The following is a 26,710-nucleotide window of genomic DNA, read 5'->3' as shown; positions in this document are numbered from 1 at the left end:
TGTTAACTTCAGTTAATTTATCTAGATTGGGAAATTATGAATACCAATATAAAACAAGAAGAAACAGCAAATATAGATATAGCAATAGTGGGAATGTCTGGTCGTTTACCTGGGGCAAAAAATATTGATGAGTTTTGGCATAATCTTCAAAATGGTGTTGAGTCTATTTCATTTTTCTCCAATCATGACTTAGTAGATTTAAATCTTGAAGAGGAAGTTTTAAACGAATCCAATTATGTTAAAGCAGCACCTATATTAGAAGACATTGAGTATTTTGATGCTAGGTTCTTTGGTTGCAGCCCTAGAGAAGCTGAAGTAATGGACCCCCAACATCGCCTATTCATAGAATGTGCCTGGGAAGCTCTTGAAAACGCTGGATACGATCCAGAAACCTATGAAGGTTTGATTGGGGTTTATGCTGGCGTAAGCACAAATAGTTACTTTTTTCACAATATATATGAAAACGTTAATTTAATAAATATTTCCCATAACTATACTCTGAACAAAGATTTTTTGACCACCAATATATCGTATAAATTAAATTTAAAAGGACCAAGTGTCGGTATCCAAACTTACTGTTCTACTTCATTAGTCGCTGTACACTTAGCCTGCAAAAGTTTACTTGATGAAGAGTGTGATATTGCTTTAGCAGGTGGGGTGACGATTATAGTTCCACAAAAGTCAGGTTACTTATATGAAGAGGACGGAATTTTGTCTCCTGATGGTCATTGTCGAGCCTTTGATGCTAAAGCACAGGGTACTATTTTCGGCAGTGGACTGGGAATAGTCGTTTTAAAAAGATTAAAAGATGCAATAGCAGACAGAGATTACATTCATGCAGTTATTAAAGGTTCAGCAATCAACAATGATGGCTCTTTAAAAGTTAGCTATACAGCACCTAGTGTAAATGGCCAGGCTGAAGTTATTGTAGAGGCTCTGGCAAATGCTGGAATAGATGCTGATGATATTTCCTATATCGAAACTCATGGAACTGGAACAGGTGCTGGAGACCCAGTAGAAATTGCTGCGCTCACTAAGGCTTTTCGTGCTTTTACGCGAAGAAATGGCTTCTGCGCTGTAGGTTCAGTAAAACCAAATATTGGACATCTAGACACAGCATCTGGTGTTGCAAGTCTGATCAAAACTGTCCTAGCATTAAAATATAAACAAATACCTCCTAGTATAAATTTTGAAGCTCCCAATCCTGAGATTGATTTTGTCAACAGCCCCTTCTACGTTAATACTAAACTTACTGAGTGGAAAGCTAACAATAGTCCCCGGAGAGCAGGAGTTAGTTCCTTAGGTTTTGGTGGAACTAATGCCCATCTGATTCTGGAAGAAGCCCCTGACATTAAATATTTTGATGACTCTAGACCTTGGCAATTAATATTATTATCAGCCAAAACTAGCACAGCCTTAGATACTGCAACTGAAAATTTGGTTACGTATTTAAAAGAACATCCAGATATAAATTTAGCTAATGTTGCTCACACTCTAAAAGTGGGTCGTAGAGCTTTTAACCATCGCCGAATTTTGGTGTGTGAGAGTGTTCAAGATGCTGTAAACGTCTTGACGACACAGGCGCAGGAACAGATTTTTACTGTATGTCAAGAGCATAGAGAACAGCCAGTCATATTGATGTTTTCAGGACAAGGGTCACAATATGCAAACATGGGTCGGGAACTGTATGAAGTCGAACCGACGTTTAAAAAACATGTAGATACTTGCGCTGTGATTTTGCAACCCCATCTGGGTATTGATATCCGTTGCCGACTTTATCCCAGAGAAGAAGATACTGAAACAGCTTGTTTGCAACTACAACAAACAGCCCTGACCCAAAGCGCGTTATTCGTTACAGAGTACGCCCTGGCTCAGTTATTCATATCTTGGGGTGTGCGACCAGAAGCCATGATTGGTCATAGTATTGGGGAATATGTCGCCGCAACCATTGCAGATGTATTTTCTCTAGAGGATGCTTTAAAAATCGTGGCAAAAAGAGGACAGTTGATGCAACAGTTGCCCTCTGGGAGTATGCTGGCAATTAGGCTGCCAGAAAAAGATGTGCAGTTGCTACTGTCTGCACAAAGGTTGTATCAAACATCTCTACAAATCGCAGCGATTAACAGCCCATCTTCTTGTGTAGTTTCGGGAACAAAGGAGGCAGTTGCAGCCCTAGAAAAGCAACTATCTTCTCAAGAAGTTGAATGTCGGCTGTTGCATACATCTCATGGGTTTCATTCGGCGATGATGGAGCCAATATTGCCAGCATTTCTTGAGGTGATAAAAACAGTCAAACTGAATCCACCACGTATCCGCTTTATTTCTAATGTAACTGGTAGTTGGATTAGTAAAGAGCAAGCTGCAAATCCGAATTATTGGTGTCAACATTTACGAGAAACTGTCAGATTTTCAGATGGGATATCCCAACTCATACAGCAATTTGAAGGTGTTTTTCTGGAGATGGGACCGGGGCGAACTTTAAGTACATTCACGACACAGCATTTGGATGGAAATGCCAAGCAACAGGTATTGACTTCGTTACGCCATGTTCAAGAACAGCAATCGGATGTTGCTTGGTTGTTGCAGACATTAGGTCGGTTGTGGCTTTCTGGTGTCGAAATAGATTGGTCGGGATTTTATACCCATGAACAGCGTCATCGTTTGCCTTTGCCTACTTACCCCTTTGAACGACAAAGGTACTGGATTGATGCGAAATCCCCACCCACTTCAGTAAATACAAAATCAATCACATTAGATCATAAACAAGATATTGCTGACTGGTTTTATATTCCTTCATGGAAGCGCTCTTTGCTGCATAAGTCATCTTCTTATCCAATAAAATCTACACAAGAAAAATGGCTGTTTTTTGTGGATGATTTGGGACTGGCTCAAAAAGTCATTGATGCGTTAGCAAATCAATCTACAAATATTATTATTGTTCCAAAAGGAGAGTATTTTAGTAAATTAAGTGAGGGTATTTATACAATTAATCCCTATATAAGTGAAGACTATAATACCTTACTAAAAGAATTAATATCATCAGGTCAAAATCCAGAATATATTGCTTATTTCTGGAGCGTAAGCCATATTGAAAATTGTCAACGAGGAAATTATTTAGAATTCAACAGTTTACTATTTTTTATGCAGAGCCTTAGTAAACTAAAAATTAGCGATCGCTTGCAAATTTTGATCGTATCGAACAACATCCAAGAGGTGAATGGGAATGAAAAACTAGACCCAGAGAAAGCAGCCATATTAGGTTTATGTAAAGTCATCCCTCAAGAGCATCCTAATATTACTTGTCGATGTATTGATATTGCTTTAACTAATCGCAGAGACGCAGAAAAAGCACAAGAAGATTGTGAGGGTAATATTATTGACCAACTTTTGGATGAGTTGACCTCTGTATCCTCAGACATGATAGTTGCTTATCGCGATCGCTACCGTTGGGTACAAACGTTTGAACCAGTTCGCTTAGAGTCAGTAGTTAACGAAAAAACACCATTGAGAAAACAAGGTGTTTACCTATTCACTGGTGGTTTAGAAAGTATTGAAGTTGTGCTTGCAGAATATTTAGCAAAAACTTTTCAAGCAAAACTCATATTTATCGAGGATTCTACCTTCCCAGAAAAAGATGATTTCTCGCAATGGCTGGAATCTCACACTCAAGAAGATGACGTGAGTTGCAAAATTCAACAATTGCTAGCATTAGAGAAATTAGGTGCAAAAATTTTGGTAATGCGTGCAGATACAACTAATTATGAGCAAATGTCTCAAAGCCTTGCATCTGAAAATATTAGACAAATTAATGGGGTCATTTATTCAACTGGAATAAAACGCGCAAATATATTTGGTTCCATTCCAGAAATTGGTAAAATAGAATTACAAGAATTCTTAGACTCCCAACTTTGTAAGATTACAGTATTAGAACAAGTCTTACAAAATATCAAATTAGATTTTTGGATTATTTTTTCTTCTTTATCTTCCATTTTAGGAGGATTTGGACTAGGCTTATATTCAGCAGCTAATCAATCCATTGACACCTTTGCTAACCGACACAACCAGAATAATGATTTTCCGTGGTATATTATAAATTGGGATAAATTACAACTGAATACTAACCAAGAAGAAACAACACTTGAGCAAGTATCTGGGTCAAATTTAGCTATTACCCAAACAGAAATTGTAGAACTATTTAAACGAGTATTTTCTTTAAGAGAAGGAACTCAGATTATTCTTTCTAAAGTAGATATTAATGCCAGAAAGAATCATCCATTTAGCCTCGATTCTCTAGTAAATTCAACATCAACTAATCAATTAAATTTATCCTCACACTACTCTAGACCTAGCCTGAGTAATTCCTATGTTGCTCCGACAAATGAGTTGGAAAAACAAATTACGGAAATATGGCAAGAGGTACTTGGAATTACAGAAATTGGTATTCACGACAACTTTTATGAGTTAGGAGGCGACTCACTGATTGCAACTCAATTAGTTTCTCGATTGCGAACCAAATTCCCTATAGACCTACTACTACGTGACATTTTATTTGAAGCAATGATCCCAGCGAAACAAGCAGAAATAGTTGAACAACTTCTCTTGGAAAAAATCGAAGAATTATCCGAAGAAGAAGTAGCAGCTATTTTATTATCAGATTCTCCAAATACTTGATTTTAAATCTTTATCTAGAAATAGGAAAAACAGCTTATGTCTTTAGCCAATAATAATGCAAATCACGACCCTATTGCTTCGGTATATAACGCTATTGGTATCGCTTCCGAAGCCGAAACTATAGCACTAATTTTAGAGCAATTAATGCTAAAATACCTTTCTCAAGGATCACATATTCTCGACATTGGTTGCGCTAATGGACAGTTAGTTCAACAGTTTCATATCAGAGGTTATCAAACGACTGGACTTGATTGTTCTGAAAAACTATTGCACTACGCCCAAATAAATGCACCTGAAAGTAAATTTATTCTTAGTGATATACGTAAGTTTGAGTCGCTACCCACCTATGATGCAGTTTTTTCAAGAAACACTCTCGGCTTCATTCTCAACCTTGAGGAATTGACAACTGTCTTCAGAAACGTATATGCGGCAATGCATAATAATGGTCTGTTTGTGTTCACCATAGTAACTGTGGACAGTGTATCGCGTGAGAGTCTTCTAGAAGATTTCAATATATGTGATGTCACTGATAAATATGTTTACCTTGAAGAAGGCAAATATAACCCAGAAGAAAGGATACGGGAACTCAAATCCACTACGTTTGAATTGATAAATGGAATGTGGAAGCGTTCGGACAGTACCGTACTAGATAAAGCTTATTTTTCATCAGAAATTCAGTCGGCTTTAGAAAATGTGGGCTTTATAGAAATTAATCACTACGATAGCAAAGATTTTGGAGACCCTACCCCAACAGGTGAGGATTGCTTTGTTTGTCGCAAACCATCCCTGACGCGATAGTATAATTGCCGAGATTAGTGGCTCAGTCAAAATTAATTGTTTTAGCTGATAGGACTTGTCAGTTAATAAGCTTTTGATAACGGTATAGCTATCTGAGTCAAGAGTTTGGGGATGAAAATTTTTATTCAGCGACAAGTCCAAATTTAGCTAAAAAACTCAGAACTAGTAACTATTAATAATTTATCAGCAATGGAGAAACAAGACTTTAATTTATCACCAGCCAAAAAAGCCCTTTTAGAAAAATGGAAGAGAGGGAATCTTCAAGCTGATATTATCCCCAAGCGTCAAGTATTTAAAAATATTCCCTTATCTTTCTCCCAACAAAGACTGTGGTTTGTTGACCAGCTTTATCACGGGAGTTCTTTCTACAATATTTCCATCGCATTTGAGATCAAAGGACGGCTGAATATTACAGTACTGCAACAGTGTTTGCATGAAATCCTCAATCGTCACGAAGTTTGGCGGACAAATTTTCAGATTATAAATGGAGAACCAATACAGGAAATTGTACCCCAATTAACTTGGGATTTATCTATTATTAATCTTGAACATTTGTCTGATAATAACTGGGAATCGGAGGTTAAGCAATTTGCAGCAGAGTCAGCAAAAAAACCTTTTAATTTAGCTAAAGGGCTTCTAGTCAGAGCAACTTTACTGCGCTTGAGTGGAGAAGAACACGTTTTGCTTGTGACTATGCACCACATTATTACGGATGGATGGTCTTGTAATGTGTTCCTGCGGGAGTTGTCAACGCTGTATGCTGCTTTTTCAACAAATCTGCCTTCTCCCTTACCTGCACTCCCTATTCAGTACGCAGATTTTGCAATTTGGCAACGCGATCGCATCCAAGGTGAATTCCTCGCAACCCAACTAAATTATTGGCAGCAACAACTCAAGGGTGAGTTACCTGTACTACAATTACCTACAGATCGTCCGCGACCGAAGTTTACTACTTTCAGTGGTGCCAAGCAGTACTTTACACTCTCAAAAGCCCTGACTGATGTACTCAGACAATTAAGCCAGCAAGAAGACGCAACTTTATTTATGAGTTTGCTGGCAGCATTTAACATATTATTATATCGTTACACAGACCAAGAAGATATCTTAATTGGTTCTCCAATTGCTAACCGCAACCGTGCAGAATTAGAAGGGATGCTGGGTTTATTTGTTAATACTTTGGTGTTACGTAATAACCTCAGTGGTAATCCCAGTTTCCGTAAATTTCTATGTCGAGTGCGTCAGGTGACTCTCGATGCTTATGCACATCAAGATTTGCCTTTTGAGATGCTTGTAGAAAAATTACAACCCGAACGCGACTTCAGCCGAAATCCACTTTATGAAATCATGTTTGTCTTGCAAAATACTCCAACCTCTGTACAGGAAGTGTCTGGATTAACCTTGCGTAACTTGGAATTTGATAGTGGTACAGCTCAACTAGATATTTTCTTGTCGATATCTGAATCCCAAGAAGGGTTAACAGGATGTTTGGAGTACAATACAGACATTTTCGATTCAATAACAATTACTCAATTTATCAACAACTTCCAGACATTGTTAGAAAATATTGTTATTAATCCAGAACAGCGCATCAGTGAGTTGTCATTACTAACTGCTTCTGAGCAAGAACAACTATTATTTAAATTTAATCAAACTCGTACTGATTATCCTCAAGATGCATCTTTGAATCAATTATTTGAGCAACAAGTAGAATTAACACCTGACTCTTTAACGTTAATTAGCCTGTCTGAGAAACTGACTTATCGTCAACTTAACCACAAAGTTAATCAGCTTGCACATTATCTACAAAAACAGGGTGTAACAAAAGAAACGCTGGTTGCTCTATGTCTGGAACGCTCCATAGACATAGTGACAGGAATTTTAGCTATCCTCAAAGCTGGTGGTGCATACATTCCCCTCGATCCGAGTTATCCTGTAGAGCGCCTGAATTTTATGCTCTCTGATTCCCAAGCATCGCTGTTAATTACCAAGCAAGAGATATTAGAAAAACTGTCATTATCTTCGGCTCAAACCGTTTGCTTAGATATCCACAAAGATGAAATTGCTCAAGAAAGTTCAGAAAATCCCATTAACATCTCTGCATCTGATAATCTCGCCTATATTATCTACACTTCTGGCTCAACTGGAACACCTAAAGGCGTTCTTGGGACTCATCGTGGTACAGTCAATGGCTTACATTGGCTATGGAAAACCTATCCTTTTACCCAAGGAGAAGTTTGTTGTCAAAAAACAGCTATGAGTTTTGTAGATTCTGTATGGGAAATTTTTGCTCCTTTACTTCAAGGAATTCCTACAGTAATTATCAGCAATGCAACTATACTAGACCCGCAACTATTTATAGAAACTCTGGCTGATCATCAAGTAAGCCGTATTATACTTGTACCCTCACTACTGCGCTTACTGATTAACAATTACAGTCATCTGGTCAAGAAATTATCGCGGCTCAAATTTTGGATAACTAGCGGGGAAACACTATCTATTAACTTAGCTAAAAGTTTCCGAGAATTAATCCCATTTGCGAAATTAATTAACCTTTATGGCTCCTCGGAAGTTTCCGCCAACGCTACTTACTACGATACCAGTTTATTACAAGACCAAGCAAACAGTGTCCCTATCGGTCGTGCTATTGACAATACTCAAACTTATGTGTTGAATCGTGATTTACAATTAGCACCTAGAGGAGTGATTGCAGAACTTTATATTGGTGGTGATGGGTTAGCGAAGGGTTATTTACACCGTCCAGAATTAACTCAAGAACGATTTATTGATAACCCCTTTGTTCCAGGAGCCAAGCTTTATAAAACAGGCGATTTTGTGCGTTATCTTAACGATGGTAGTCTGGAGTATTTGGGTCGTCAGGATGAACAAGTAAAAATTAGAGGTTTTCGAGTAGAATTGGGTGAAATTGCGGCGGCGATCGCACAACATCCAGATGTGCAAGAATCTGTTGTAATTACCAGCGATGATGCTCAAGAAAATCAGCGTTTGGTTGCTTATGTCGTCACAAATAAACAGGACATAGCTACACAATTGTTGCCCTATTTGCAGCATCAGTTGCCTAATTACATGCTACCGTCTGCTTTCGTTGTGCTGGATAAGCTCCCACTTACACCTAATGGCAAAGTAGACAAGCATTCTCTGCCAATTGATGAAGTTATCCGACCAACTACTAGCCAATCATTTGTTGCTCCTCGGAATTTTACAGAATTATCATTAGTAAAACTTTGGGAAAATCTCCTAAATACTAACCCTATTGGGGTGACAGATAACTTCTTCGAGTTGGGTGGTCACTCGTTTTTAGCTGTACGCTTAATGGCTCAAATTCATGACAGATTTGAGCATAATCTTCCCCTATCTACTCTTTTTGAAAACCCCACGATTGAAAAACTAGCAACCATTGTCAGTCAGCCATCCCGTCAGAGTTCTAATTCTCCTCTAGTAGCAATTAACTCTTCCGGTTCTAAAATACCTTTTTTCTGTATACATGGCGCTGGTGGAGGTATTAGTCACTACTTTAACTTATCCAGAAGACTTGGTGAAGATTATCAATTTTACGCTTTGGAAGATACCTTAGAACAAGACAAAGCAGAAATTATTTCAGTAGAAGAAACTGCAACTCGTTACCTCCAAGAAATTCGGAAAGTACAACCAAATGGTCCTTATCTTTTAGGTGGTCATTGTTACGGCGGTGTACTTGCTTTTGAAATGGCGCAACAGTTGCAAGAGAAGGGTCAAACAGTAAGTTTATTAGTTATCATCGATGCCATACTATCAGAAACACCCATTGAATCTACAGACGATGACGATGCAAAATTTTTGCTCCGGATCGCTGAATCAATAAAAACCGATAATAATATAGACTTTTTAGTACCTTTTGAAGAACTTCGAGATTTACCATTAAATCAGCAACTTAATTTTATTAATCAAAAAGCAAATTTCATTTTTAGCGATCCGGAGATTAACGATTTTCTTCACCATTACAAACTGTTTAAAGCTCATGTTCAAGCTATGCGAGGTTATGTCCCGCAGATTTATCCTGAGAAAATGACTTTATTTCGAGCAAATGAGGAAATAATTCATGATTTTGAAAACCCCGAATGGAATACCGACGATCCATTTCTAGGTTGGGAGAAATTTTCCAAGCAACCTATACAAGTGATTGAAATTCCTGGCGACCATTTCTCAATTTTCGTAGAACCTTATATTCAGGAATTAGCCAGATATCTGAGAGTTTGTATTGATAATGCTGTATAAAAATAATGGGAGTAAAAAAGACTGATGAAACTACCCCCAGGGCCAAAAACTCCTGCTTGGTTGCTAGCTCTGCAATTCGAGGCTAACCCCTTTGCCTATATGGATGCTAATTCCCAACTTTATGGGGACATGGTGACTAGAATGCTTGGTTCTACGCCGATGATTTACGTTAGTAATCCTTTGGGTATCAAGCAAATTTTCACCAATACTAGAGAAATTACCGCATCTGGTACATTGAACCAAGATTTTGCCCTGTTCACAGGAACTCAAGGAATCCTGCAACTTGATGGCTTAATTCACAAAAATCGACGTAAGCTCCTCATGCAGGCTTTTCATGGGACGCGAATGCAAGCCTGTGGACGACGTATCTGCGAACTTACGCAAAAAATTATGGCTCAACAAGCGATTGGGAAACCTTTTATCGCTTACTCAATTATAGAAGAAATTACGCTGTTGATAGGTATGGAGGTTGTGCTGGGATTACCTGAAGGTAAACGCTATGACAAACTCAAGCATTTATTTGTTTCTGTATTCAAATCCGAGCGATCTCAACTTTTTAAATTTATTACCAAACTACCTTTAGGAAACCGGGATTTAGGTCGGTGGAGTCCGGAAGGATATATGCTTCACCTCCGACGAGAAATTTTTCAATTGCTATATACTGAAGTGCAAGAACGCCGCCAGCAAGCAGATTATTTACGCACTGATATGCTTACCGATCTGATATTTGCTGCTGATGAAACAGGTGAACCATTAAGTAATCAAGAGGTGCGCGATCTTCTATTATCGCCGATATTTGCAGCTCAAGACGCTTCCGGAACTGCGATCGCTTGGTCTTTGTACTGGATTCACCGTTTACCTGCTATACGATCGCGCCTGCTGGAAGAAATTGATAGTCTTGGTGAAAACCCAGACCCCATGAACATTATCACATTACCCTACCTCAATGCTGTTTGTAACGAAGCTTTACGAATTTACCCAACTCAGTTGTTTGCATTTCCCAGGTTGGTAGAATCGACCGTCGAGATCATGGGCTACGAGTTGAATCCCGGTACAATACTTATTGCTAATATTTATTCCACACATCAGCGAGAAGATTTATATCCCAGTCCAAAAGAATTTCAGCCAGAGCGCTTTTTAGAAAAACAATTTTCTCCCTATGAATTTCTCCCATTTGGTGGTGGTTCTCGTATTTGTATTGGCGGGAGTTTTGCTTTATTTGAAATGAAACTTGTATTAGCAACCATTCTTTCACATTATGAATTAGAGCTAGTTAGTCAGCGCCCAGAACGTCCCAAATATGGAGGTCTGATTTGTTATCCAGCTAGCGGTGTGAAGATGGTCATACGTGGTCTGCGTCAAAATCAAAGGCAATCACCGAACAAGGCAAAAGTAAAAAGTTAAAAGGCACTCATAAAGAAAAAGAAAAATGGTTGTGAGCCGCCTAAATTTATTTATGGAACGAAATAAAACGGACTTAATCATTTCCCATCAATCTATTTATGGGGATTATCTTTTTACTTTCGACTTCTTAAAACTATCCGTAGTCGGTTTAGTTTAAGAACTATCAATTATTTAACATTTGTCAGAAAAATACCAATGAAACTACCTGATGGGCCAAAAACTTCTCCCCGATTACTCAATCAATTTGAGACCGATCCCCTTGCCTTCATGGATGCTATGGGCGATCGCTATGGCGACATTTTCACTATTATGGCTGATTCAATACCTCTAGTAATAATCAGCAACCCAGAAGGGATGAAGCAGATTTTTACTAATGCAAAAGAGATTACAGCTTCTGGTAAGTTGAATCAAGGTGGAGAATCAATTGTCGGCAAGAATGGGTTGCTTGCACTAGATGGGTTGCGTCACAGAAATCGCCGTAAGTTGTTGATGTCGCCGATGCGCGAAACTCAGACACAAGAATATGGACAGCATATTTGTAGAGTTACAGAAAAAGTCATGAATCAACTGACTTTAGGTAAATCTTTTCTTGCTTACCCCACTATGCAAAAGATTACCCTAGAAGTAGTTTTGCCATCATTATTTGGGTTAAATCAAGGAGAGCGTTACGAACAATTTCGACAACTGTTTTCTAATTTAATAAGTTACGCTCGGTCTCGCTGGCTAGATATATCTCTGTCCTACCCTTTTCTCAAGAGGGATTTGGGTCGCTGGAGTCCTTGGGGATACTGGCTTCACTTACAACGGCAATTTGACAAACTACTCCACATCGAAATTGAAGAGCGCCACCAACAAGTAAATCCTTTGCGTACCGATGTATTATCAGAACTGGTCTTGGCTTGCGATGAAATGGGTCAACCAATGACCTATGAATATATCCGAGATTTGTTTCCATCATTGCTATTTGGTGGTCAAGATGCGTCAGCCACTGCGATAAGTTGGTCTTTGTACTGGATTCATAGCACACCTGGCGTTTGCGATCGCTTATTAGAAGAACTTGACAGTCTTGGTGAATCCCTAGAACCTGGGAAGATTATTGCATTACCTTACTTAAATGCTGTTTGTAATGAATCCCTACGAATTTATCCAACTCAGGTTGTGACATTTCCACGACTTGTAGAATCACCAATTGAAGTCATGGACTACAAATTAGACCCAGGAACCTTAGTCAGAGGATGTATATACTTAACTCATCAACGAGAGGATTTATATCCACAACCAAAGCAATTCAGACCAGAGCGCTTTCTAGAAAAAGAATATTCTCCCTATGAATTTCTACCATTTGGTGGTGGCGCTCGTCGCTGTCCAGGTGAGTTATTAGCACTTTTTGAAATGAAACTGGTATTAGCAACAATTCTCTCACGGTATCAATTAGCGCTAGCACATAAAAAAGTAGAGAAACCTAAGGCTAGGGGCGTTAACTATCCTCCTGCTAGTGGCTTGAAGATGATAATGCTTGGGTCACGCTAATAAGTAAATATTTTTTCCAGCTACTTACATATCTATTCACCATAAAGGCCACAAAGATGAATCCAAATAATACAGACTTTCAAATCAGCCCAATGGAATGGGTACATGCTTACTGGGTTTCACAGTGTATCTATGTCGCTGCTAAATTTGGTATTGCTGATTTGCTCAAGGATGGTTCTCAACATTGCGATACTTTAGCTGCTGCAACAAATACACATAGTGATTCTCTATATCGAGTTTTACGGGCGCTCGCCAGTATCGGAATTTTTGCTGAGACACAAACTCGATGCTTTGAGCTAACACCGTTGGCAGATTGTTTGCAAAGCAACGCTCCTGACTCAATTCGTGCTACAGCTATTTTGCGAGGTGAAGGGCACTACTATAAATCCTGGGGAAATTTGATGTATAGCGTACAAACCGGGAAAAGTGCCTTTGAAGATTTGTACGGTATGGATTTGTTTAAGTACAACGAGCAAAATCTTGACCAAGGAGAAATATTCGATCAGGCTATGTCTTCGTCAAAAGACGAATATGCCTTATTAATAGAGGCTTATGATTTTTCTTCGATTGACAAACTAGTTGATATTGGTGGTGGTAAAGGTAGCTTACTCACTGATATACTCCAAGCTTATCCCACTATAAAAGGAGTGTTATTTGACCATCCAGATGTGATTGATAGAGCTAAGAATTTGCTCGAAACAACAGTTGTGAATAATCGCTGTCAATTAGTAGGGGGAGATTTCTTTGAGTCTGTCCCAGCAGGAGGAGATGCCTACTTGCTCAAGAATGTTCTTCATAACTGGGATGATCAACGCGCAAAAGATATTCTTAGGCGCTGTCATCAAGCCATGAAAGAACAAGCACGATTATTGGTAATAGACTTCATAATTCCTTCTGGCAATGACTTTTTTGCAGGTAAGTTTATGGACGTAAATATGTTGGTGATGTGCCCTGGTGGACGCGATCGAACGGAAGCCGAGTTTGAAGAATTATTTAAATCAGCAGGTTTCAAACTTACGAAAATTTATCTAACACAATTGGATGTTAGTATTATTGAAGGGGTTAAAATAGATATTAATTAATATTGAAGAAGGCAGGAGGCAGGAGGCAGAGGGCAGAAGGCAGAAGGAACAATTGAATGGGGATTCAGACCCCAACGAAAAAGTCAGCGCCGTGTAGACGGCAGGGTATTAAACCCTTGTTCCCTTTGGTCACGGGCTTCATATCTGGAGCCAGCATTGCCTCCTCCCTCCTGCCCTCTGCCTTTCCTGATGAAAAACTCCACGCCACTTGCGGGATGGAGTTTCCCGTCGCTTTCAATGAAAAGGGCTGAGTTCTGAATTAAAAGACAACCTATAATATGCAAGCTATCAACTTCTTCTACTAAGAAGATTCCGCCCAAGTTTTCCCAGAACGACACGAAGTACGGGTAGGGCTTGTACTGATTGCATTAATAATGTGTAGTTTTTACTTGAATCAGCACTCAGTACTGAGTTTGCTCGATAGGCTATTTTCTTACAGCACCATTGCTACTTTTTAGCTAATTAATTGTCTGTCAACTCATTATTAATTGATTGGAGAAACAAATGTATCAAGATGAAAAAGAAGATACTACGATTTATAAAGTCGTAGTCAATCACGAAGAACAATACTCTATTTGGCCTGCTGGCAGAAATAACCCTCTTGGTTGGAAAGATGTAGGCAAAAGTGGTCTCAAGCAAGAGTGTCTTGGCTACATTAAGGAAATTTGGACTGATATGAGGCCTCTGAGTCTTAGAAATTAAATATTTTTTTCCTGTCACACCTCCATAACTTGACTGAACAAGGCAAAAGGAAAAAGTAAAAAGGCACTCATAAAGAAAAAGAATAATGGTAACAAGCAACTAAATTTATTTATGGGGATTATCTTTTTACTTTTTACTTTTTACTTCTTAATAGCTAGGCTTACCAATTACTAGAGAGTAAATTACAAACTAAATTCTGCTGCGCCATCCTCATCCACACCTGCATCCTTACCCATAGCAATAGGTTTAAATTTGGAGCCATGAATTAATTCACCAAACGCAATTCCTGGATTTTGGTGAAGAATATTCAGCACACTCATAAAATCTCGCACAATTTCCCCTGGTGTCAGTAATGCTTCTGCACCCAAGCGATTAATAATTTCTTGCACAAACTCCTTCAACTCACGATTTGTCAAAGTCTGTTCATACCCAAAATTGAGTGCGTGAATCTCAGCTAAACGTTGCAGAAGCGTCAATATTTCTCCTTCACTCAACGGATTTAGCCGAATCACTGGCCCTAAATGTTCTTGAACATTAGCTTGTGCAACAAAACGGCTTTCTTTTGTACGTCTTTGCCAAGCTTGGTCTGCAAAAAGTCCTCGTTTAGGGTCTTCTAAAAATTTAGTTGTTCCACCAACCACAATGCCAAGATGTTCTGCTTTGCACTGCATAGTATCGTTAAACATTGCGAGGAGTCGATTATAATTCTTTTCCCGCGTGACTGTAGTAGATATTTGATATAAATGTACGGCTTCATCAACTAAAATTAACAGTCCTTTATAGCCAATTTCAGCGACAAATTTTGCAAACAGTTTGATATAGTCATACCAACTATCATCATCAATAATGACGCGCACTCCTAAAGCTGCTTTCGCCTCAACTTTAGTAGTAAATTCTCCCCGCAACCAGCGCATCGCCGCATTTTTTAAATCATCATCATCCAATCGGTAGCCACGCCAATAAGCGATAATCACGCTACCAAAATCAAAACCATGAACTAAGTCTTCAATATACTGAATTACTTCCCTAATTTTTGATTCAACTTGGTCATCAAAACCATCGTCATTCGGACGCATTTCAGTTTCTTTAACCACTTCTTGTTGAATTTTATTAATCCATCCTTCTAAAATAGAGACTAAAGCACCACCATCAGGACGAGTTTTTGTAGCTAGGTGGCTCATTAATTCTCGATAGGTGGCTACACCTTCATTGTTACTTCCAGCTAATCGGCGTTCCGGGGATAAATCAGCATCAGCTACTACAAAACCTTGCTCCATAGCGCGGTTGCGAATTAGTTGCAGTAAAAAACTTTTCCCAGAACCGTAGTTACCAATTATGAAGCGAAATGCTGCTACACCTTCTGCAATATCATCGAGATTTTGTAATAGGCTTTTTAGTTCTTTTTCTCGGCCTACTGCTATATATTCAACTCCCAGTCTGGGTACTACCCCCGCGCCAAGGGAATTGATTAAAGCAGTGGAGATTTTTTTCGAGATTTTGAGCTTTGCCATGTATTACAGTTCAACTTTATTCTAAACACAAAAACACGCAGTAAAAATGCCCCTACCTAGCCCTAGCGAATTCTATTTGCCACGTATATTTGCAAAGGAGAGATGCTCGCGTAGGTTAAGTGACATATTGACATTACTACTAAATTTGACGACGGCAATAATAGTTTAATTGGACGAAGTATGTCTAGCCATGAGGTCTTCATACATTGCAATCATTTTTTTGACATGGGCTATATGCTCAGGATAAACTTTTGGAGTTTCTGAATCCGAACTAATTATTAATTCACCAATAGTATCATTTGCTCGTTCATTTATAGAATCGATTAATAGATTCGGCCTAGTGATGTTTGCTTCGGCAATTTTTTTAATAGCACCATTAGGATTATCTTGTTCAACTAGAGCTTTTAATACTTGTAACTCATCTCCTGGTAAATTTTCTATAAAATTAGTCCATTCTTCGGGTATATTCTCCGATGTCTCAACTTCTGAAGTTTCAATTATTTCAGAAAAAGGAAACAATTCAATATCATCTTCTGGGAAATCATTAGACAAATGCTCTGGATTTAATGTTTCTACTTGTTGTAATAATTCCCATACTTGATTTTGCAATGAATCTCGTTCTTCTTGCAATAATGAAACTTGCCCTTGCAACTGCTGTAATTCGGCTTTTTGTTCTGCTAGTTGGGTTTGTGAAGAATTCAATATAGCTTGAATATTTTCTCTTTCAGCTTTTGTCTCTATCAGCAATTGATTTTTTTGGGTTGTCTCAATTTCTAGTTCTTGAATTGCAATTCGTAATTCATATAGTTTTTCTTCCAATTGAGGTTTGAGTCTGCCTAAAAGAGTTAAATTACTTTCAACTCCTTGTTTCTCCTGCTGGAGTTCGGAAATTTGACTTTGTAACTGGGTGATTTCAGCACGAGATATATTACAGTTTGACTCTAGACGGCGCTTCTCTGCTGTGAGTACAGAAAAAGCATTGTTCAATTCTGTTTGATTCTTCTGCAAGTTATTAATTTCAATTTGCAGATTATTGATTTCAGTTTCTAACTGCTTTTTTTGTCCTGTAAATGTTCTTAATTCTCGATGTAAACTATCTCTTTGATTCCGGCTTTCTGTGACTTGATTTTGTAGTTGTTGTGATTCAGCGTATAATAAATTATGATGTTCTTCGATTTGATTTATTTCTCTAACAATCCGAGCCTTTAATCCCTCCATATCTTTAATTCGCTTGCGGAGAGAACCTAAAATAAACATTTCATAATTTCTGCGCCGCTTATCTACAAATAGTGCTGTTGTATAGATAGTAGCGGCAGTAATTACACCTGTGAGAAAGGCTTTATTAAAATCCCAGCTTGGGACAAGGCTCAGGCCAAAACTCACACTAAAGGCAACTATCACTAGTATAAATCGATTGCTGATCATTACTGATTGCATATTGCTGGTTTTTAGCGTAGTTAAATTATTATCAGAATAAGTAGTTCTTAAGGTCATTACCCCTCTCATAGTCGTTCTTAAATCTCTAGTTTGAGTTACTGGTGCATAATATTGTTCTGTAAATAACAAGAAAGTGCAATCATCAATGCCTCAATTTTAATGTTAGGTGTTGGATATATTGTTATTTGCATGAAAAAGTGTTAAATCTGCTTTGAGAAAATCAATAAACTGTCGTGCTGTACGTCCAGAACGACCATTATGGCGAGTTGCCCATTGTAATGCTTGAAATTCCAAATCTTCTTGGGTAATATTAATTTCAGCTTGGGCGGCTAGATGTTGTACTATTTTTAAATAAGTTTTTTGATTGGCTGGTTCAAAGGTCAAGGTTAAACCAAAGCGATCGCTAAACGAAAGCTTCTCCTGCATCGTATCCCAAGCATGGATTTCTTCATTATCCTTAGGTGCAGGTCTATCCACAAAAAACTCCCGAATTAGGTGGCGGCGATTGGAAGTAGCGTACACGACTATATTTTGAGGCCGCGCGGTTAAATTACCTTCTAAAACTACTTTGAGAGCTTTAAAAGCATCATCATCTTCTTCAAATGAAAGGTCATCGACAAAGATAATAAATTTTTGTGACACACCCCGTAAATGTTCCACAATTTTTGGTAAGTCTTTTAAATCAGATTTTGCTACTTCCAACAAGCGGAGACTGCGATTGCTGTATTCATTCAACAAAGATTTCACCAAAGAAGATTTGCCAGAACCGCGACTACCGTAAAGTAATACGTGCAGTGCCATCTCTCCTGATAATAAAAACTCTGTATTTTTGAGCAAAGCATCTCTTTGAGACTCGTAACCTACAAGGGCACTCAGCTTAATTGGGTCAGAATACCGAATACCGATAAACTGGCCTGCTTGCCAGCGTAAAGCGCGATATTCTGCAAATAAACCAGAGCCACATTGCCGATAATAAGCTGCTAACTCTTGTACAGCATCACCCCAATTATCTAACTCTTGTAGATATGTCGCGAACTTTGTCTCTACTCCTACCAATTCTTGCCCTTTATACCACACTACTGGTGAAATTGGCATGTGAGCAACGCCTTGTACCCACTCGCTCAAAGAAGCGCTGCTACATTCATAGAGACTTTGCAATACTTGTAAATCATGCTGGACTGCTGCTACTAAAGCTGGGGGCAAATCTTCAAATTCTTGCTGTTGGGCTAACCTTGTAAAAGGATTCTCAGAAAAAAGAAGTTGAGTAATTAAATAGTCTTCCCAGTTTTGATTTATAGCAGCCAAAGCGTGAAAGTAACTGCCGTAGGCTTGGAGACAACCCTGTGCATCGGCGTTAGTGTAACGTATGGCTTGCAGCAGTTCCAGAAATGCCATCCCCACTTCGCCTTGCAGAACAGATTGGTACAGTAAAAGTGAGGCTGCTTGGCGCTGGAGATGTTGCACCTTTGTATATGAGGAAGTACTTGCCATTGTCATCGCTTGATTATCCATCAATCAACTGTGTGGTATAGCTAAATAGCTATGGTAAATTGTCTGCTGACCCTGGCAGTAAAGTCAAAGTCTATATAGGTTTTAACAATGAATTTAGGTATAGTTGCTGCTTTTGCCTATGGCATATTAGCGATTGTTGGTGGAATTATTGGCTACATTCAAGCTACAAGTAGAGTTTCACTCCTAAGTGGTAGCATTAGCGGTTTATTACTAATACTGTCCGCTTACTTTCAACTCCAAGGGCAAACCTGGGGTTCAATTTTAGCAGTATTAGTTACTGCTGTTTTAGTAGTCTTCTTTATATTTCGACTGGTAAAAACACGCAAGTTTATGCCTGCGGGATTAATGATCATTTTGGGTATGTTGGCATTGGCGGTGATGGTGAATCAAATTGTGGCTTTAAGGTAGCATCAGTCTGCAAGCAATAACCACCCCCTGTTTTTTTGACATGGCATGACTTTTTTGCCTTGAATTATACTAGTACATTTATATTACTACGACTTGTTACTCTTGCCTGATAACTTCCAGGATTCTCAATGAGTTATGGCGGTTTTTGTTTAAATAAGGGATACGGTTAGAGGCGCACAAATATTTGTGCGCCTCTATTTCAACCTGCCAGTTGCGGTTATGCTAATTTATAATATGTTTGAAAAATTATTTGATGGCAAAGCCACAGAGTATCTATTAGAAAAAGGAATTAAGCAGACTTTTAGCTCTATTGACGAGTCTGTTTTTATTTATCAGATCCCTGACTTCTTCAAGAAGTCAGGGAGCTAGATGTAACCCACCATCTAAGTTTTCGGTGTGTTATGCCGTAGGCTAACGCACCAGACGAAACTGGCTACCAGTTACCTACTGGTTGAGCATGAGCAGAAAATACCGAGGGATCAATTGAAATGCCTAATCCCTCAGCTACACGACTACCATAGGAAACATCTGCCCTAAAAAAGTGGCAAAGTTGGCGCATTTGGATGTCTTGCCTTGCTTGAGAGAGACTGCCGACAATATTTTTAGCAAGACGCTCTTGCTGTTCAGGAGTTAGTAACCGATACAGATTACCTGCTTGGGTGTAATCGTCGTTTCCTTCACGATGACTGTAACGATCGACTGTGACATCGCCCAAATGACTAGGTGGTTCTGCATAAGCTGGATTTTCTTTGGGTGTGCCCTCAACACTATTGGGTTCATAGTTAGGGCCACTACCGCCGTTGTTTCCTAACGCCATGAAGCCATCTCGCTGATTATGGCTGACTGGACATTTGGGCTGGTTCACAGGTAGTTGCTGATAGTTACCACCTAAACGATACCGTTGAGCATCTGGGTAAGAAAAGAGGCGAGCTTGTAAAACTTTATCTGGAGAGAAGCTAACGCCTGGTACTACCGCACTAGGGCTAAAAGCGGCTTGCTCGACTTCGGCGAAATAATTCTCAGGGTTCTGATTTAGCTCTAATATCCCAACTTCGATTAAGGGATATTCCCCTTGCTTCCAAACTTTTGTTAAGTCAAAGGGATTATCTGGATGTTTTGCGGCTTGCTCTTCTGTCATCACTTGAATAGACAGCCGCCATTTGGGATAGTTACCTTGAGCGATCGCTTCAAATAAATCACGCGTCGCATGATCGGGGTCTTCTCCTTTGAGTTTGGCAGATTCCTCATTCGTCAAGGTTTGATGCCCTTGGAGAGTCTTAAAATGAAATTTCGTCCAGACGCGATCGCCCTGAGCATTAATCAAACTGAAGGTGTGACTACCAAAACCATCCATGTGGCGATAGTCTTTCGGAATTCCCCGATCTGAAAACAGGATCGTTACCTGGTGCAGCGATTCTGGACTGAGTGACCAAAAATCCCAAATTGCATTGTGGTCTTTGTAATTGGTTTGGGGATTGCGCTTTTGGGTATGGATGAAATCAGGAAATTTCAACGGGTCACGAATAAAGAAAACAGGGGTATTGTTGCCTGTGATATCCCAGTTGCCCTCTTCAGTATAAAACTTGACGGCAAATCCTCTAGGATCGCGCTCGGCATCTGCTGAACCCTTTTCTCCGCCAACTGTAGAAAAGCGCAGGAGAACTTCCGTTTTCTTGCCAATCTCAGAAAAAAGTTTCGCTTTAGTGTAGTGGCTGATGTCGTTGGTGACAGTAAAAATACCGAAAGCACCCGCACCTTTAGCGTGGACAACTCTTTCAGGAATACGTTCTCTGTTGAAATGAGCCAGCTTTTCTATGAGGTGGAAATCCTGTATTAATACAGGCCCACGCGAGCCAGCCGTGAGTGAGTTCTGGTTATCGGCAACAGGTATACCGTCAGCAGTTGTCAATTTTTGGGGTTCAGTCATGGGTAAAAAAGCTCTCCATTAAGTTACTCAAATTGCCCAGAATACATTTTAGCTAGTAGATAGACAGATGCTCGATCAGCGAGCCGCCTAACTCATAGTCATAACGAGTTCATATATAGAGCATACTCGATATGACTATGAATTGCCACAAATTTATTTTGTATTTTTGGGTAGAGAACTGGGGATTGGGGATTGGGGATTGGGGATTGGGGATTGGGGATTGGGTTCAAGGATTTTGATTGCAGCAGCTAATTCTTCATTACTGCATCCAAAAGCACATTGGCATCAAAGCGTACTACATCGGTGCAAGGTAGTCCTGTTTCTGCTATTATTTGAGCGATGCTTTCCTCGGCCGCAGACTCATCTAGATGGGCTGTATTCAGCGCTATACCCACTACAGGAACACTTCCAAAAGTACCACCAGCACTAGCAATAGTTTCATAAAGCTTAATCACCTCTGGTAAAGGCGGAATTAGTACATGGGGATGATTACGTACATGAACTTGTCCCGCCCGATGTACTAATACCAGTTGGGTTGGTTGCGAACCACGAATGAGGGGTAAAGTTGCTGTTGAACCAGGGTGTAGTAGTGAACCTTGTCCTTCAATGTGCAAAATGTCGTAGTTTTTGCCATAACGCATAACTATTTGTTCCACAGCACCGGCGGCAAAGTCTACCCGCACGGCATCTAAAGCCACGCCGTCCCCTTCTAACATCACACCAGTTTGTCCTGTGGCGAGAAATTTAGAACGCCAACCCCGCAGTTTTGATGCCCAATGTAACTCTAGGCTAGTTGACATTTTACCGATCGCCATATCGGTTCCCACTGTCAATACCCGCCGACAGGGAAGAGTGCGTGCTATGCCACTAGCAACACTGATATTAGACGGCTCTTTTCGTATATCCCAAATTAGTTGCCCAGGTTTGAGTAGTGCATTTAACTCTGGGATACTTGCCATTGGTGTATGTAAACCATTTACTAGAGACATTCCCGCCTCTAAAGCATTTTTGATTTCTAGCCAGTAATCATCTGGTACAGCACCACCACCAGGGGCAATGCCAATTACTAATACTTCCGGCTGGTACTCTAGGGCTGCGGCTACTGATGCCACAATTGGTACATTACGCTTGATACCTGTTAATTCTGTTAGGGATTTGCCAGCAGACTCACGATCGATTACGGCTACGATTGGGGCTTCACTGTAACGTAAAATTGCTAGCCCTGTTTTGCCGTGATGCCCGCTAATTCCCTCATGAAGTAAGATCGCTACTCGTTGATTAAGTGGTAGACGCACTGTGTTGTACCCCCAAACCTGGTAAATCGTTTGGCAAAACTCTCCCTTCTTTTAGCAATGCACCCGTAAAGGGATCATCGATTAAATTCAGGTGACTATCTAAATCTAAATAATCAGCTAGTGGTGCTAGCTGTAATGCTGCTGTATTAGCTAGCGAACTGTCAGAATAGCAACCGAACATTACTTGTAATCCGTAGGCTCGTGCTGTGTGTACCATTCGCATTGCCTCCGTTAGTCCCCCTGATTTCATCAGTTTGATATTAATACCATCCACGTAGTTTGCCAAATGGGGAATATCGGCGCTTGTAAAACAACTTTCATCGACAAAGATGGGTAGGGGAGAGTGTTCTTTGAGTTTTGCTAAACTTGGTTCCTGCCCTCGTGGTAATGGTTGTTCTACATACTTTATACCCAAATCAGCCAGCCAATTGCACATGGCGATCGCATCTTCTAAACTCCAACCGCCGTTGGCATCAACAAAAAACTCTGGTAATGGTGCTTCTTTTTGCACTGCTAATAGCATTTTTTTATCTGCATCTATACCATCTGGGCTACCTAGCTTAACTTTAAAAAGGCGAACATCAGCAAATTGTAACCAGTCTCGCGCTCTGGCGATCGCACCTTCAGGTGAATTAATCCCAATTGTGACTGAAGTCGGGACTATTTGATTGCGATCGAGTCCCCAAACTTGCCACAAGGGTAATCCTACGCGCTTACCCAACCAGTCATGCATTGCCATATCCAAAGCAGCCCTGGCCGCAGAAGGAATTTGGTTTTGTGTTAAAACTTGCTCAACTTCCTGCCGCTGTAAGGGGCTGAATGTTTGTAACAGTGGTACAACTTGCTGTAGCGCGTCTTTGATTGCATCAGTTGATTGCCGATGATTACCCACACCAAATGGTGATGCTTCTCCCCAGCCTTCGATGCGATCGTGTAAAATTCTCACCCATATATTCGTAGTCTGTGCCGTTGTGCCTCGACTAATAGTCAAGGGAAATCTCTTGTTGACTGTAAATAAGTTTACATTTATTTGCATACTTCTTATACATATTATGATATAGCAAAAGCTAGTGTAAGTTGAAAGTTTAGATTATCGGATGCATCTGTTATAGTTTTTTACATTCATAGCGAATTTTTTATAAAAAATATATTACTTAATTTATGAACAACTTAAAAAAATGGAAGACTTTAAAATCAAAAATGGTCTTAGATCATTACTGGTGTAAGGTAAGACAAGATGAAATAGAATTGCCCAATGGTAAAATTATCGATGATTATTTTGTCAGTATTAAGCCTGACGTTGCGATGGTTTTACCTATCACTAGTAGTGGAGAAATTATTTTTGTCCGGCAATACAGACACGCCGTAGGTGAATTTTTCTTAGAACTGCCAGCAGGGAATTTCGATCCCACAAAAGAGAGTGCAGAAGTAGCAGCCATTAGAGAATTTACAGAAGAAACTGGTTATATTCCCCAAAAATTTAGAAAAATCGGAACTCTATACGATAAGCCGAGTAAAGATACCAATCAAATACATTTATTTTTAGCAGAAAATGTGAGTAAAGTTGGAGAGCAACAACTAGATATTACAGAAGAAATTGAAGTTGTATTTATTCCTATAGAATCAGTTTTAGATAAAATTATTCAGGGAGAAATTTCTGTTGCCGGAACTGTAGCTGCTCTCTTCTTAGGTTTAAAGTTTATTACTTACATTAATAATCAATAGAGCTTTTTAGATTTAGTTAAGAATAATGCTTGAGGCAGGTTTAAACTTTGCGCCATTTGGCATCGATACGCGATCTTCCTGGCACAATTTCTATAAATCCTTTCTTCCGCAACCTATAAAGAATATTTTTCATTACTGTACCTGATTCGATCCCAGCCACTTGTCGAGCAATACGATTAGTTATTTCTTCATGAACTAAAAGATAGTTCATGACCGAAAAGGGTGTGGGGTGTAGGGTGTAGGAAAAGAAGGTTATCCCACACCCAACGGGTACAAGCCCCTATTTTTAAATATGGAAAAAGAAAAAGATGTATTTTGAGACACGTATGTGCAAGAAATACAGCGTCCCTTTTGAAACCCCTGATTTTAATTATGGGGTTCCCTACACCCTACACCCTATCCCCTACACCCTGTTCATTAATTGCTCATACTTTGGATACATTTCATAATAGGCACTCATCCCAGTGGCATAACAGGAATTTCTGTGGAATGTGCAGTAGGATTATCAATAGCGGAGTTGGCATCAAGTATTCCTCATGGGCAGATTGGTGTAACAACAGTTGGCGAGGTTCGCCAAGCAGGTGGTGATGTAATCAGAACATCCGGTAGAAGTGCTAATCATGCAACATTGAGGGGTTTAAACCCACAGCAAGTTAGTCAACTTCTTACACCTACTGTTCTTAATCCAGCAAAGCAGCAGTTATAGCTTGGATCACCTAGAATGATTACCCCTAGAGTTTTTGTAGATTTTCATAATGCTGATGTTGAAGGACGTTTGCGTTTGAACTGTATTGGTACAATCGAAGACTTGGCAAATCAAAGTATTGAACTACAAGATGGGCGATTACTCACGCTATATAGCGAGGATTTGGAAGTTGATGGAGTGGTGCAGTTCTCCGAAGATGAGAAGTTGTGGGTTGCTGCCATTGATTGGGATCAAATCAGACAAGTTGAAGATTTTGTTGTGCAGGCAAAAGTTTGAGTATCCACTTCACTTAATTTTTTAGTTTTTTATCTTGCCCATTGCTGCAAGATGTAAGCATAAAAAGCCTCTTTATCTACCTGATCCATTGCATAAATTTTCCGACCATTAGGAACTACTTTAGTACGTCCCTGACTAAGACCAGTTGTGATAATTTCTGTTTCCCATTCGCGCAGTTGATAAAATTCTGGATGTCCTAGATAAGCTGTTGCTAAGACATCCCAAAAATAATAATCTTGGGGGATAACTAGTGCATAACATTGTCCAGCTAAATCAGAAATGGGATAGTGGCGTTGTCGTCCCATTTTGTATACTAACTCCGATGTGACTGGGACATTGTTAGTTAAATCCAAAGGACACATAATAATTTCAATTTGGGTTTGCCATACCCGCACTGCTGAAACTGCATCCCAATAAACATTCCATTCGGCAGAACCATCTTGTCCTGCTTCCAGACTTTTTTCTACATTACCACCAACATTTAACGCACCCCCCATCCACACAATTTTGTGAATCTTGGCTTCAATGTCTGGTGCTTTGTCTAAAGCTACTGCAACCGTCGTTAACGGCCCAGTTACCATCAACGTTACGGGGTCTGATGCGTCACGTAACACCTGTATCATGAAATCTTGACCTGTTTGGGCAACCAGAGGCGTAGTAATGGTTTCCCTTTGATTGAGAATCGGGAGATGATCGACGATAAAGGAATCACGGCGATAGAGAGTAGGAAATGGATTGATACCGCGCACTGTGCTTTCTGCAACCGGGATATGAGAAAATCCCATCAAATCGAGAATTTTACGTGTAGCGCTAACAGCCGGTTGAACGTAGCAATCTGCTGGAGTGACGACAACACCAAGAAGTTCTATATGATCCATCGTCAACAGCAGCATAGTTGCTAGATAATCATCTACACCGCCATCGTGATCCATTAATACAAGTTGTTTTGACATAAAAGGAGAATTAATATGGATGAGTTTATGGAAGCTGCTATTCAAGAAGCAAAACAAGGCAGAGAAGAAGGTGGAATTCCTATTGGTTCGGTTCTCGTCAAAGACGGCAAAATTCTCGGCAAAGGACACAATAAACGTGTGCAAGACGCCGATCCTGTTACCCACGCCGAAATCGATTGTCTCCGCAATGCTGGAAGAGTTGGCAGCTATAGAGGGACAACACTTTATTCAACTTTAATGCCGTGTTACCTGTGCGCTGGGGCAGTGGTACAATTTGGCATTAAAAAAGTCATCGCTGGAGAATCCAAAACTTTTCCTGGTGCTAAAGAATTTATGGTATCTCATGGTGTGGAAGTAATTGATCTTAATCTTGACGAATGCGAACAAATTATGAGTGAGTTTATTGAAACTAACCCTGAACTTTGGAATGAAGATATTGGTAAATAGGGATTGGGGATTGGGGATTGGGGATTGGGGATTGGTAAATAGGGATTGGGGATT

At 39.6% G+C, this 26,710-nt stretch carries 20 protein-coding genes; 12 read left to right on the top strand and 8 right to left on the bottom strand.

What is annotated here, in order from left to right; all coding sequences use genetic code 11:
- Window positions 1-36 precede the first annotated feature (36 nt).
- The 7 genes from V7K67_RS11745 to V7K67_RS11715 all read left to right on the top strand — a co-directional run bounded on the left by V7K67_RS11745 (window position 37) and on the right by V7K67_RS11715 (window position 14,459).
- Window positions 37-4,671: a beta-ketoacyl synthase N-terminal-like domain-containing protein gene (locus V7K67_RS11745; RefSeq protein WP_335166636.1), complete on the top strand. Its 4,635-nt coding sequence runs from the start codon at window positions 37-39 to the stop codon at window positions 4,669-4,671.
- A 36-nt stretch (window positions 4,672-4,707) separates the two neighbouring features.
- Window positions 4,708-5,469 carry a class I SAM-dependent DNA methyltransferase gene (locus tag V7K67_RS11740; protein ID WP_335166634.1) on the top strand — a complete coding sequence of 254 codons (762 nt, stop codon included), beginning with the start codon at window positions 4,708-4,710 and terminating at the stop codon, window positions 5,467-5,469.
- 189 nt (window positions 5,470-5,658) lie between these two features.
- Window positions 5,659-9,741, top strand: coding sequence for a non-ribosomal peptide synthetase (locus V7K67_RS11735; protein WP_335166632.1), 4,083 nt, complete (start codon window positions 5,659-5,661; stop codon window positions 9,739-9,741).
- Window positions 9,742-9,765: 24 nt separating this feature from the next.
- The gene (locus V7K67_RS11730; RefSeq protein ID WP_334730506.1) at window positions 9,766-11,145 is read left to right on the top strand and encodes a cytochrome P450; all 1,380 of its coding nucleotides are present in this window, start codon (window positions 9,766-9,768) and stop codon (window positions 11,143-11,145) included.
- 195 nt (window positions 11,146-11,340) lie between these two features.
- Entirely contained in the window at window positions 11,341-12,675 is a 1,335-nt protein-coding gene (locus V7K67_RS11725) for a cytochrome P450 (protein WP_334730505.1), read from the top strand.
- A gap of 56 nt (window positions 12,676-12,731) precedes the next feature.
- Window positions 12,732-13,757 carry a methyltransferase gene (locus V7K67_RS11720; protein WP_335166629.1) on the top strand — a complete coding sequence of 342 codons (1,026 nt, stop codon included), beginning with the start codon at window positions 12,732-12,734 and terminating at the stop codon, window positions 13,755-13,757.
- A gap of 504 nt (window positions 13,758-14,261) precedes the next feature.
- The gene (locus tag V7K67_RS11715; RefSeq protein ID WP_334709050.1) at window positions 14,262-14,459 is read left to right on the top strand and encodes an MbtH family protein; all 198 of its coding nucleotides are present in this window, start codon (window positions 14,262-14,264) and stop codon (window positions 14,457-14,459) included.
- A gap of 182 nt (window positions 14,460-14,641) precedes the next feature.
- Here V7K67_RS11715 and V7K67_RS11710 read toward each other — a convergent pair whose 3' ends face one another.
- The 3 genes from V7K67_RS11710 to V7K67_RS11700 all read right to left on the bottom strand — a co-directional run bounded on the left by V7K67_RS11710 (window position 14,642) and on the right by V7K67_RS11700 (window position 18,919).
- Window positions 14,642-15,970, bottom strand: a complete 1,329-nt coding sequence (locus V7K67_RS11710; protein ID WP_335166627.1) for an ATP-binding protein — start codon at window positions 15,968-15,970, stop codon at window positions 14,642-14,644.
- 165 nt (window positions 15,971-16,135) lie between these two features.
- Window positions 16,136-17,407, bottom strand: a complete 1,272-nt coding sequence (locus V7K67_RS11705; protein ID WP_335166761.1) for a tellurite resistance TerB C-terminal domain-containing protein — start codon at window positions 17,405-17,407, stop codon at window positions 16,136-16,138.
- Between the two features lie 162 nt (window positions 17,408-17,569).
- Window positions 17,570-18,919 carry an ATP-binding protein gene (locus tag V7K67_RS11700; protein WP_334730502.1) on the bottom strand — a complete coding sequence of 450 codons (1,350 nt, stop codon included), beginning with the start codon at window positions 18,917-18,919 and terminating at the stop codon, window positions 17,570-17,572.
- 87 nt (window positions 18,920-19,006) lie between these two features.
- Here V7K67_RS11700 and V7K67_RS11695 point away from each other — a divergent pair, with 87 nt between their 5' ends.
- The gene (locus tag V7K67_RS11695; RefSeq protein WP_334730501.1) at window positions 19,007-19,327 is read left to right on the top strand and encodes a TMEM14 family protein; all 321 of its coding nucleotides are present in this window, start codon (window positions 19,007-19,009) and stop codon (window positions 19,325-19,327) included.
- Window positions 19,328-19,760: 433 nt separating this feature from the next.
- Here V7K67_RS11695 and V7K67_RS11690 read toward each other — a convergent pair whose 3' ends face one another.
- The 3 genes from V7K67_RS11690 to V7K67_RS11680 form a co-directional block, all read right to left on the bottom strand.
- Window positions 19,761-21,254, bottom strand: a complete 1,494-nt coding sequence (locus V7K67_RS11690) for a catalase (RefSeq protein WP_334730500.1) — start codon at window positions 21,252-21,254, stop codon at window positions 19,761-19,763.
- 248 nt (window positions 21,255-21,502) lie between these two features.
- Window positions 21,503-22,549 (bottom strand): DUF1611 domain-containing protein, encoded by a 1,047-nt coding sequence (locus V7K67_RS11685; RefSeq protein WP_334730498.1) that lies wholly within the window; start codon window positions 22,547-22,549, stop codon window positions 21,503-21,505.
- Window positions 22,533-23,585 carry a dipeptide epimerase gene (locus V7K67_RS11680; RefSeq protein ID WP_334730497.1) on the bottom strand — a complete coding sequence of 351 codons (1,053 nt, stop codon included), beginning with the start codon at window positions 23,583-23,585 and terminating at the stop codon, window positions 22,533-22,535. The genes V7K67_RS11685 and V7K67_RS11680 overlap by 17 nt, the downstream gene beginning before the upstream one ends.
- A gap of 125 nt (window positions 23,586-23,710) precedes the next feature.
- Between V7K67_RS11680 and V7K67_RS11675 the strand changes: the two genes are divergently transcribed.
- Window positions 23,711-24,274, top strand: coding sequence for an NUDIX hydrolase (locus V7K67_RS11675; protein WP_335166624.1), 564 nt, complete (start codon window positions 23,711-23,713; stop codon window positions 24,272-24,274).
- Between the two features lie 40 nt (window positions 24,275-24,314).
- Here the strand turns inward: V7K67_RS11675 and V7K67_RS34355 are convergent, their stop codons facing one another.
- Entirely contained in the window at window positions 24,315-24,485 is a 171-nt protein-coding gene (locus tag V7K67_RS34355; protein ID WP_334706874.1) for a hypothetical protein, read from the bottom strand.
- 273 nt (window positions 24,486-24,758) lie between these two features.
- On the opposite strand from V7K67_RS34355, the gene V7K67_RS11670 reads away from it, so the two are divergent.
- Entirely contained in the window at window positions 24,759-24,980 is a 222-nt protein-coding gene (locus V7K67_RS11670) for a hypothetical protein (protein ID WP_334730495.1), read from the top strand.
- A gap of 15 nt (window positions 24,981-24,995) precedes the next feature.
- Window positions 24,996-25,256 (top strand): hypothetical protein, encoded by a 261-nt coding sequence (locus tag V7K67_RS11665; protein ID WP_334706876.1) that lies wholly within the window; start codon window positions 24,996-24,998, stop codon window positions 25,254-25,256.
- Window positions 25,257-25,285: 29 nt separating this feature from the next.
- Here the strand turns inward: V7K67_RS11665 and V7K67_RS11660 are convergent, their stop codons facing one another.
- Window positions 25,286-26,209 (bottom strand): nucleoside hydrolase, encoded by a 924-nt coding sequence (locus V7K67_RS11660; protein ID WP_334730494.1) that lies wholly within the window; start codon window positions 26,207-26,209, stop codon window positions 25,286-25,288.
- A 15-nt stretch (window positions 26,210-26,224) separates the two neighbouring features.
- Here V7K67_RS11660 and V7K67_RS11655 point away from each other — a divergent pair, with 15 nt between their 5' ends.
- On the top strand, window positions 26,225-26,656 hold the full coding sequence (locus V7K67_RS11655; protein ID WP_334730493.1) for a nucleoside deaminase: 432 nt from the start codon (window positions 26,225-26,227) through the stop codon (window positions 26,654-26,656).
- Window positions 26,657-26,710 lie beyond the last annotated feature (54 nt).

Source organism: Nostoc sp. (assembly GCF_036917155.1).
Taxonomy (GTDB): domain Bacteria; phylum Cyanobacteriota; class Cyanobacteriia; order Cyanobacteriales; family Nostocaceae; genus Nostoc.
The sequence above is the reverse complement of the archived record's forward strand: the minus strand, read 5'-3'. Positions and strand labels throughout refer to the sequence as shown.

What these genes read in the sequence shown, in the direction of transcription:
- V7K67_RS11660 (WP_334730494.1), bottom strand. Translation starts at nt 26,209, where the DNA reads ATGTCAAAACAACTTGTATTAATGGATCACGATGGCGGTGTAGATGAT.
- V7K67_RS11675 (WP_335166624.1), top strand. Translation starts at nt 23,711, where the DNA reads ATGAACAACTTAAAAAAATGGAAGACTTTAAAATCAAAAATGGTCTTA.
- V7K67_RS11705 (WP_335166761.1), bottom strand. Translation starts at nt 17,407, where the DNA reads ATGCAATCAGTAATGATCAGCAATCGATTTATACTAGTGATAGTTGCC.
- V7K67_RS11655 (WP_334730493.1), top strand. Translation starts at nt 26,225, where the DNA reads ATGGATGAGTTTATGGAAGCTGCTATTCAAGAAGCAAAACAAGGCAGA.
- V7K67_RS11730 (WP_334730506.1), top strand. Translation starts at nt 9,766, where the DNA reads ATGAAACTACCCCCAGGGCCAAAAACTCCTGCTTGGTTGCTAGCTCTG.
- V7K67_RS11700 (WP_334730502.1), bottom strand. Translation starts at nt 18,919, where the DNA reads ATGGATAATCAAGCGATGACAATGGCAAGTACTTCCTCATATACAAAG.
- V7K67_RS11740 (WP_335166634.1), top strand. Translation starts at nt 4,708, where the DNA reads ATGTCTTTAGCCAATAATAATGCAAATCACGACCCTATTGCTTCGGTA.
- V7K67_RS11690 (WP_334730500.1), bottom strand. Translation starts at nt 21,254, where the DNA reads ATGACTGAACCCCAAAAATTGACAACTGCTGACGGTATACCTGTTGCC.
- V7K67_RS11725 (WP_334730505.1), top strand. Translation starts at nt 11,341, where the DNA reads ATGAAACTACCTGATGGGCCAAAAACTTCTCCCCGATTACTCAATCAA.
- V7K67_RS11720 (WP_335166629.1), top strand. Translation starts at nt 12,732, where the DNA reads ATGAATCCAAATAATACAGACTTTCAAATCAGCCCAATGGAATGGGTA.
- V7K67_RS11695 (WP_334730501.1), top strand. Translation starts at nt 19,007, where the DNA reads ATGAATTTAGGTATAGTTGCTGCTTTTGCCTATGGCATATTAGCGATT.
- V7K67_RS34355 (WP_334706874.1), bottom strand. Translation starts at nt 24,485, where the DNA reads ATGAACTATCTTTTAGTTCATGAAGAAATAACTAATCGTATTGCTCGA.
- V7K67_RS11710 (WP_335166627.1), bottom strand. Translation starts at nt 15,970, where the DNA reads ATGGCAAAGCTCAAAATCTCGAAAAAAATCTCCACTGCTTTAATCAAT.
- V7K67_RS11745 (WP_335166636.1), top strand. Translation starts at nt 37, where the DNA reads ATGAATACCAATATAAAACAAGAAGAAACAGCAAATATAGATATAGCA.
- V7K67_RS11680 (WP_334730497.1), bottom strand. Translation starts at nt 23,585, where the DNA reads ATGCAAATAAATGTAAACTTATTTACAGTCAACAAGAGATTTCCCTTG.
- V7K67_RS11665 (WP_334706876.1), top strand. Translation starts at nt 24,996, where the DNA reads ATGATTACCCCTAGAGTTTTTGTAGATTTTCATAATGCTGATGTTGAA.
- V7K67_RS11735 (WP_335166632.1), top strand. Translation starts at nt 5,659, where the DNA reads ATGGAGAAACAAGACTTTAATTTATCACCAGCCAAAAAAGCCCTTTTA.
- V7K67_RS11715 (WP_334709050.1), top strand. Translation starts at nt 14,262, where the DNA reads ATGTATCAAGATGAAAAAGAAGATACTACGATTTATAAAGTCGTAGTC.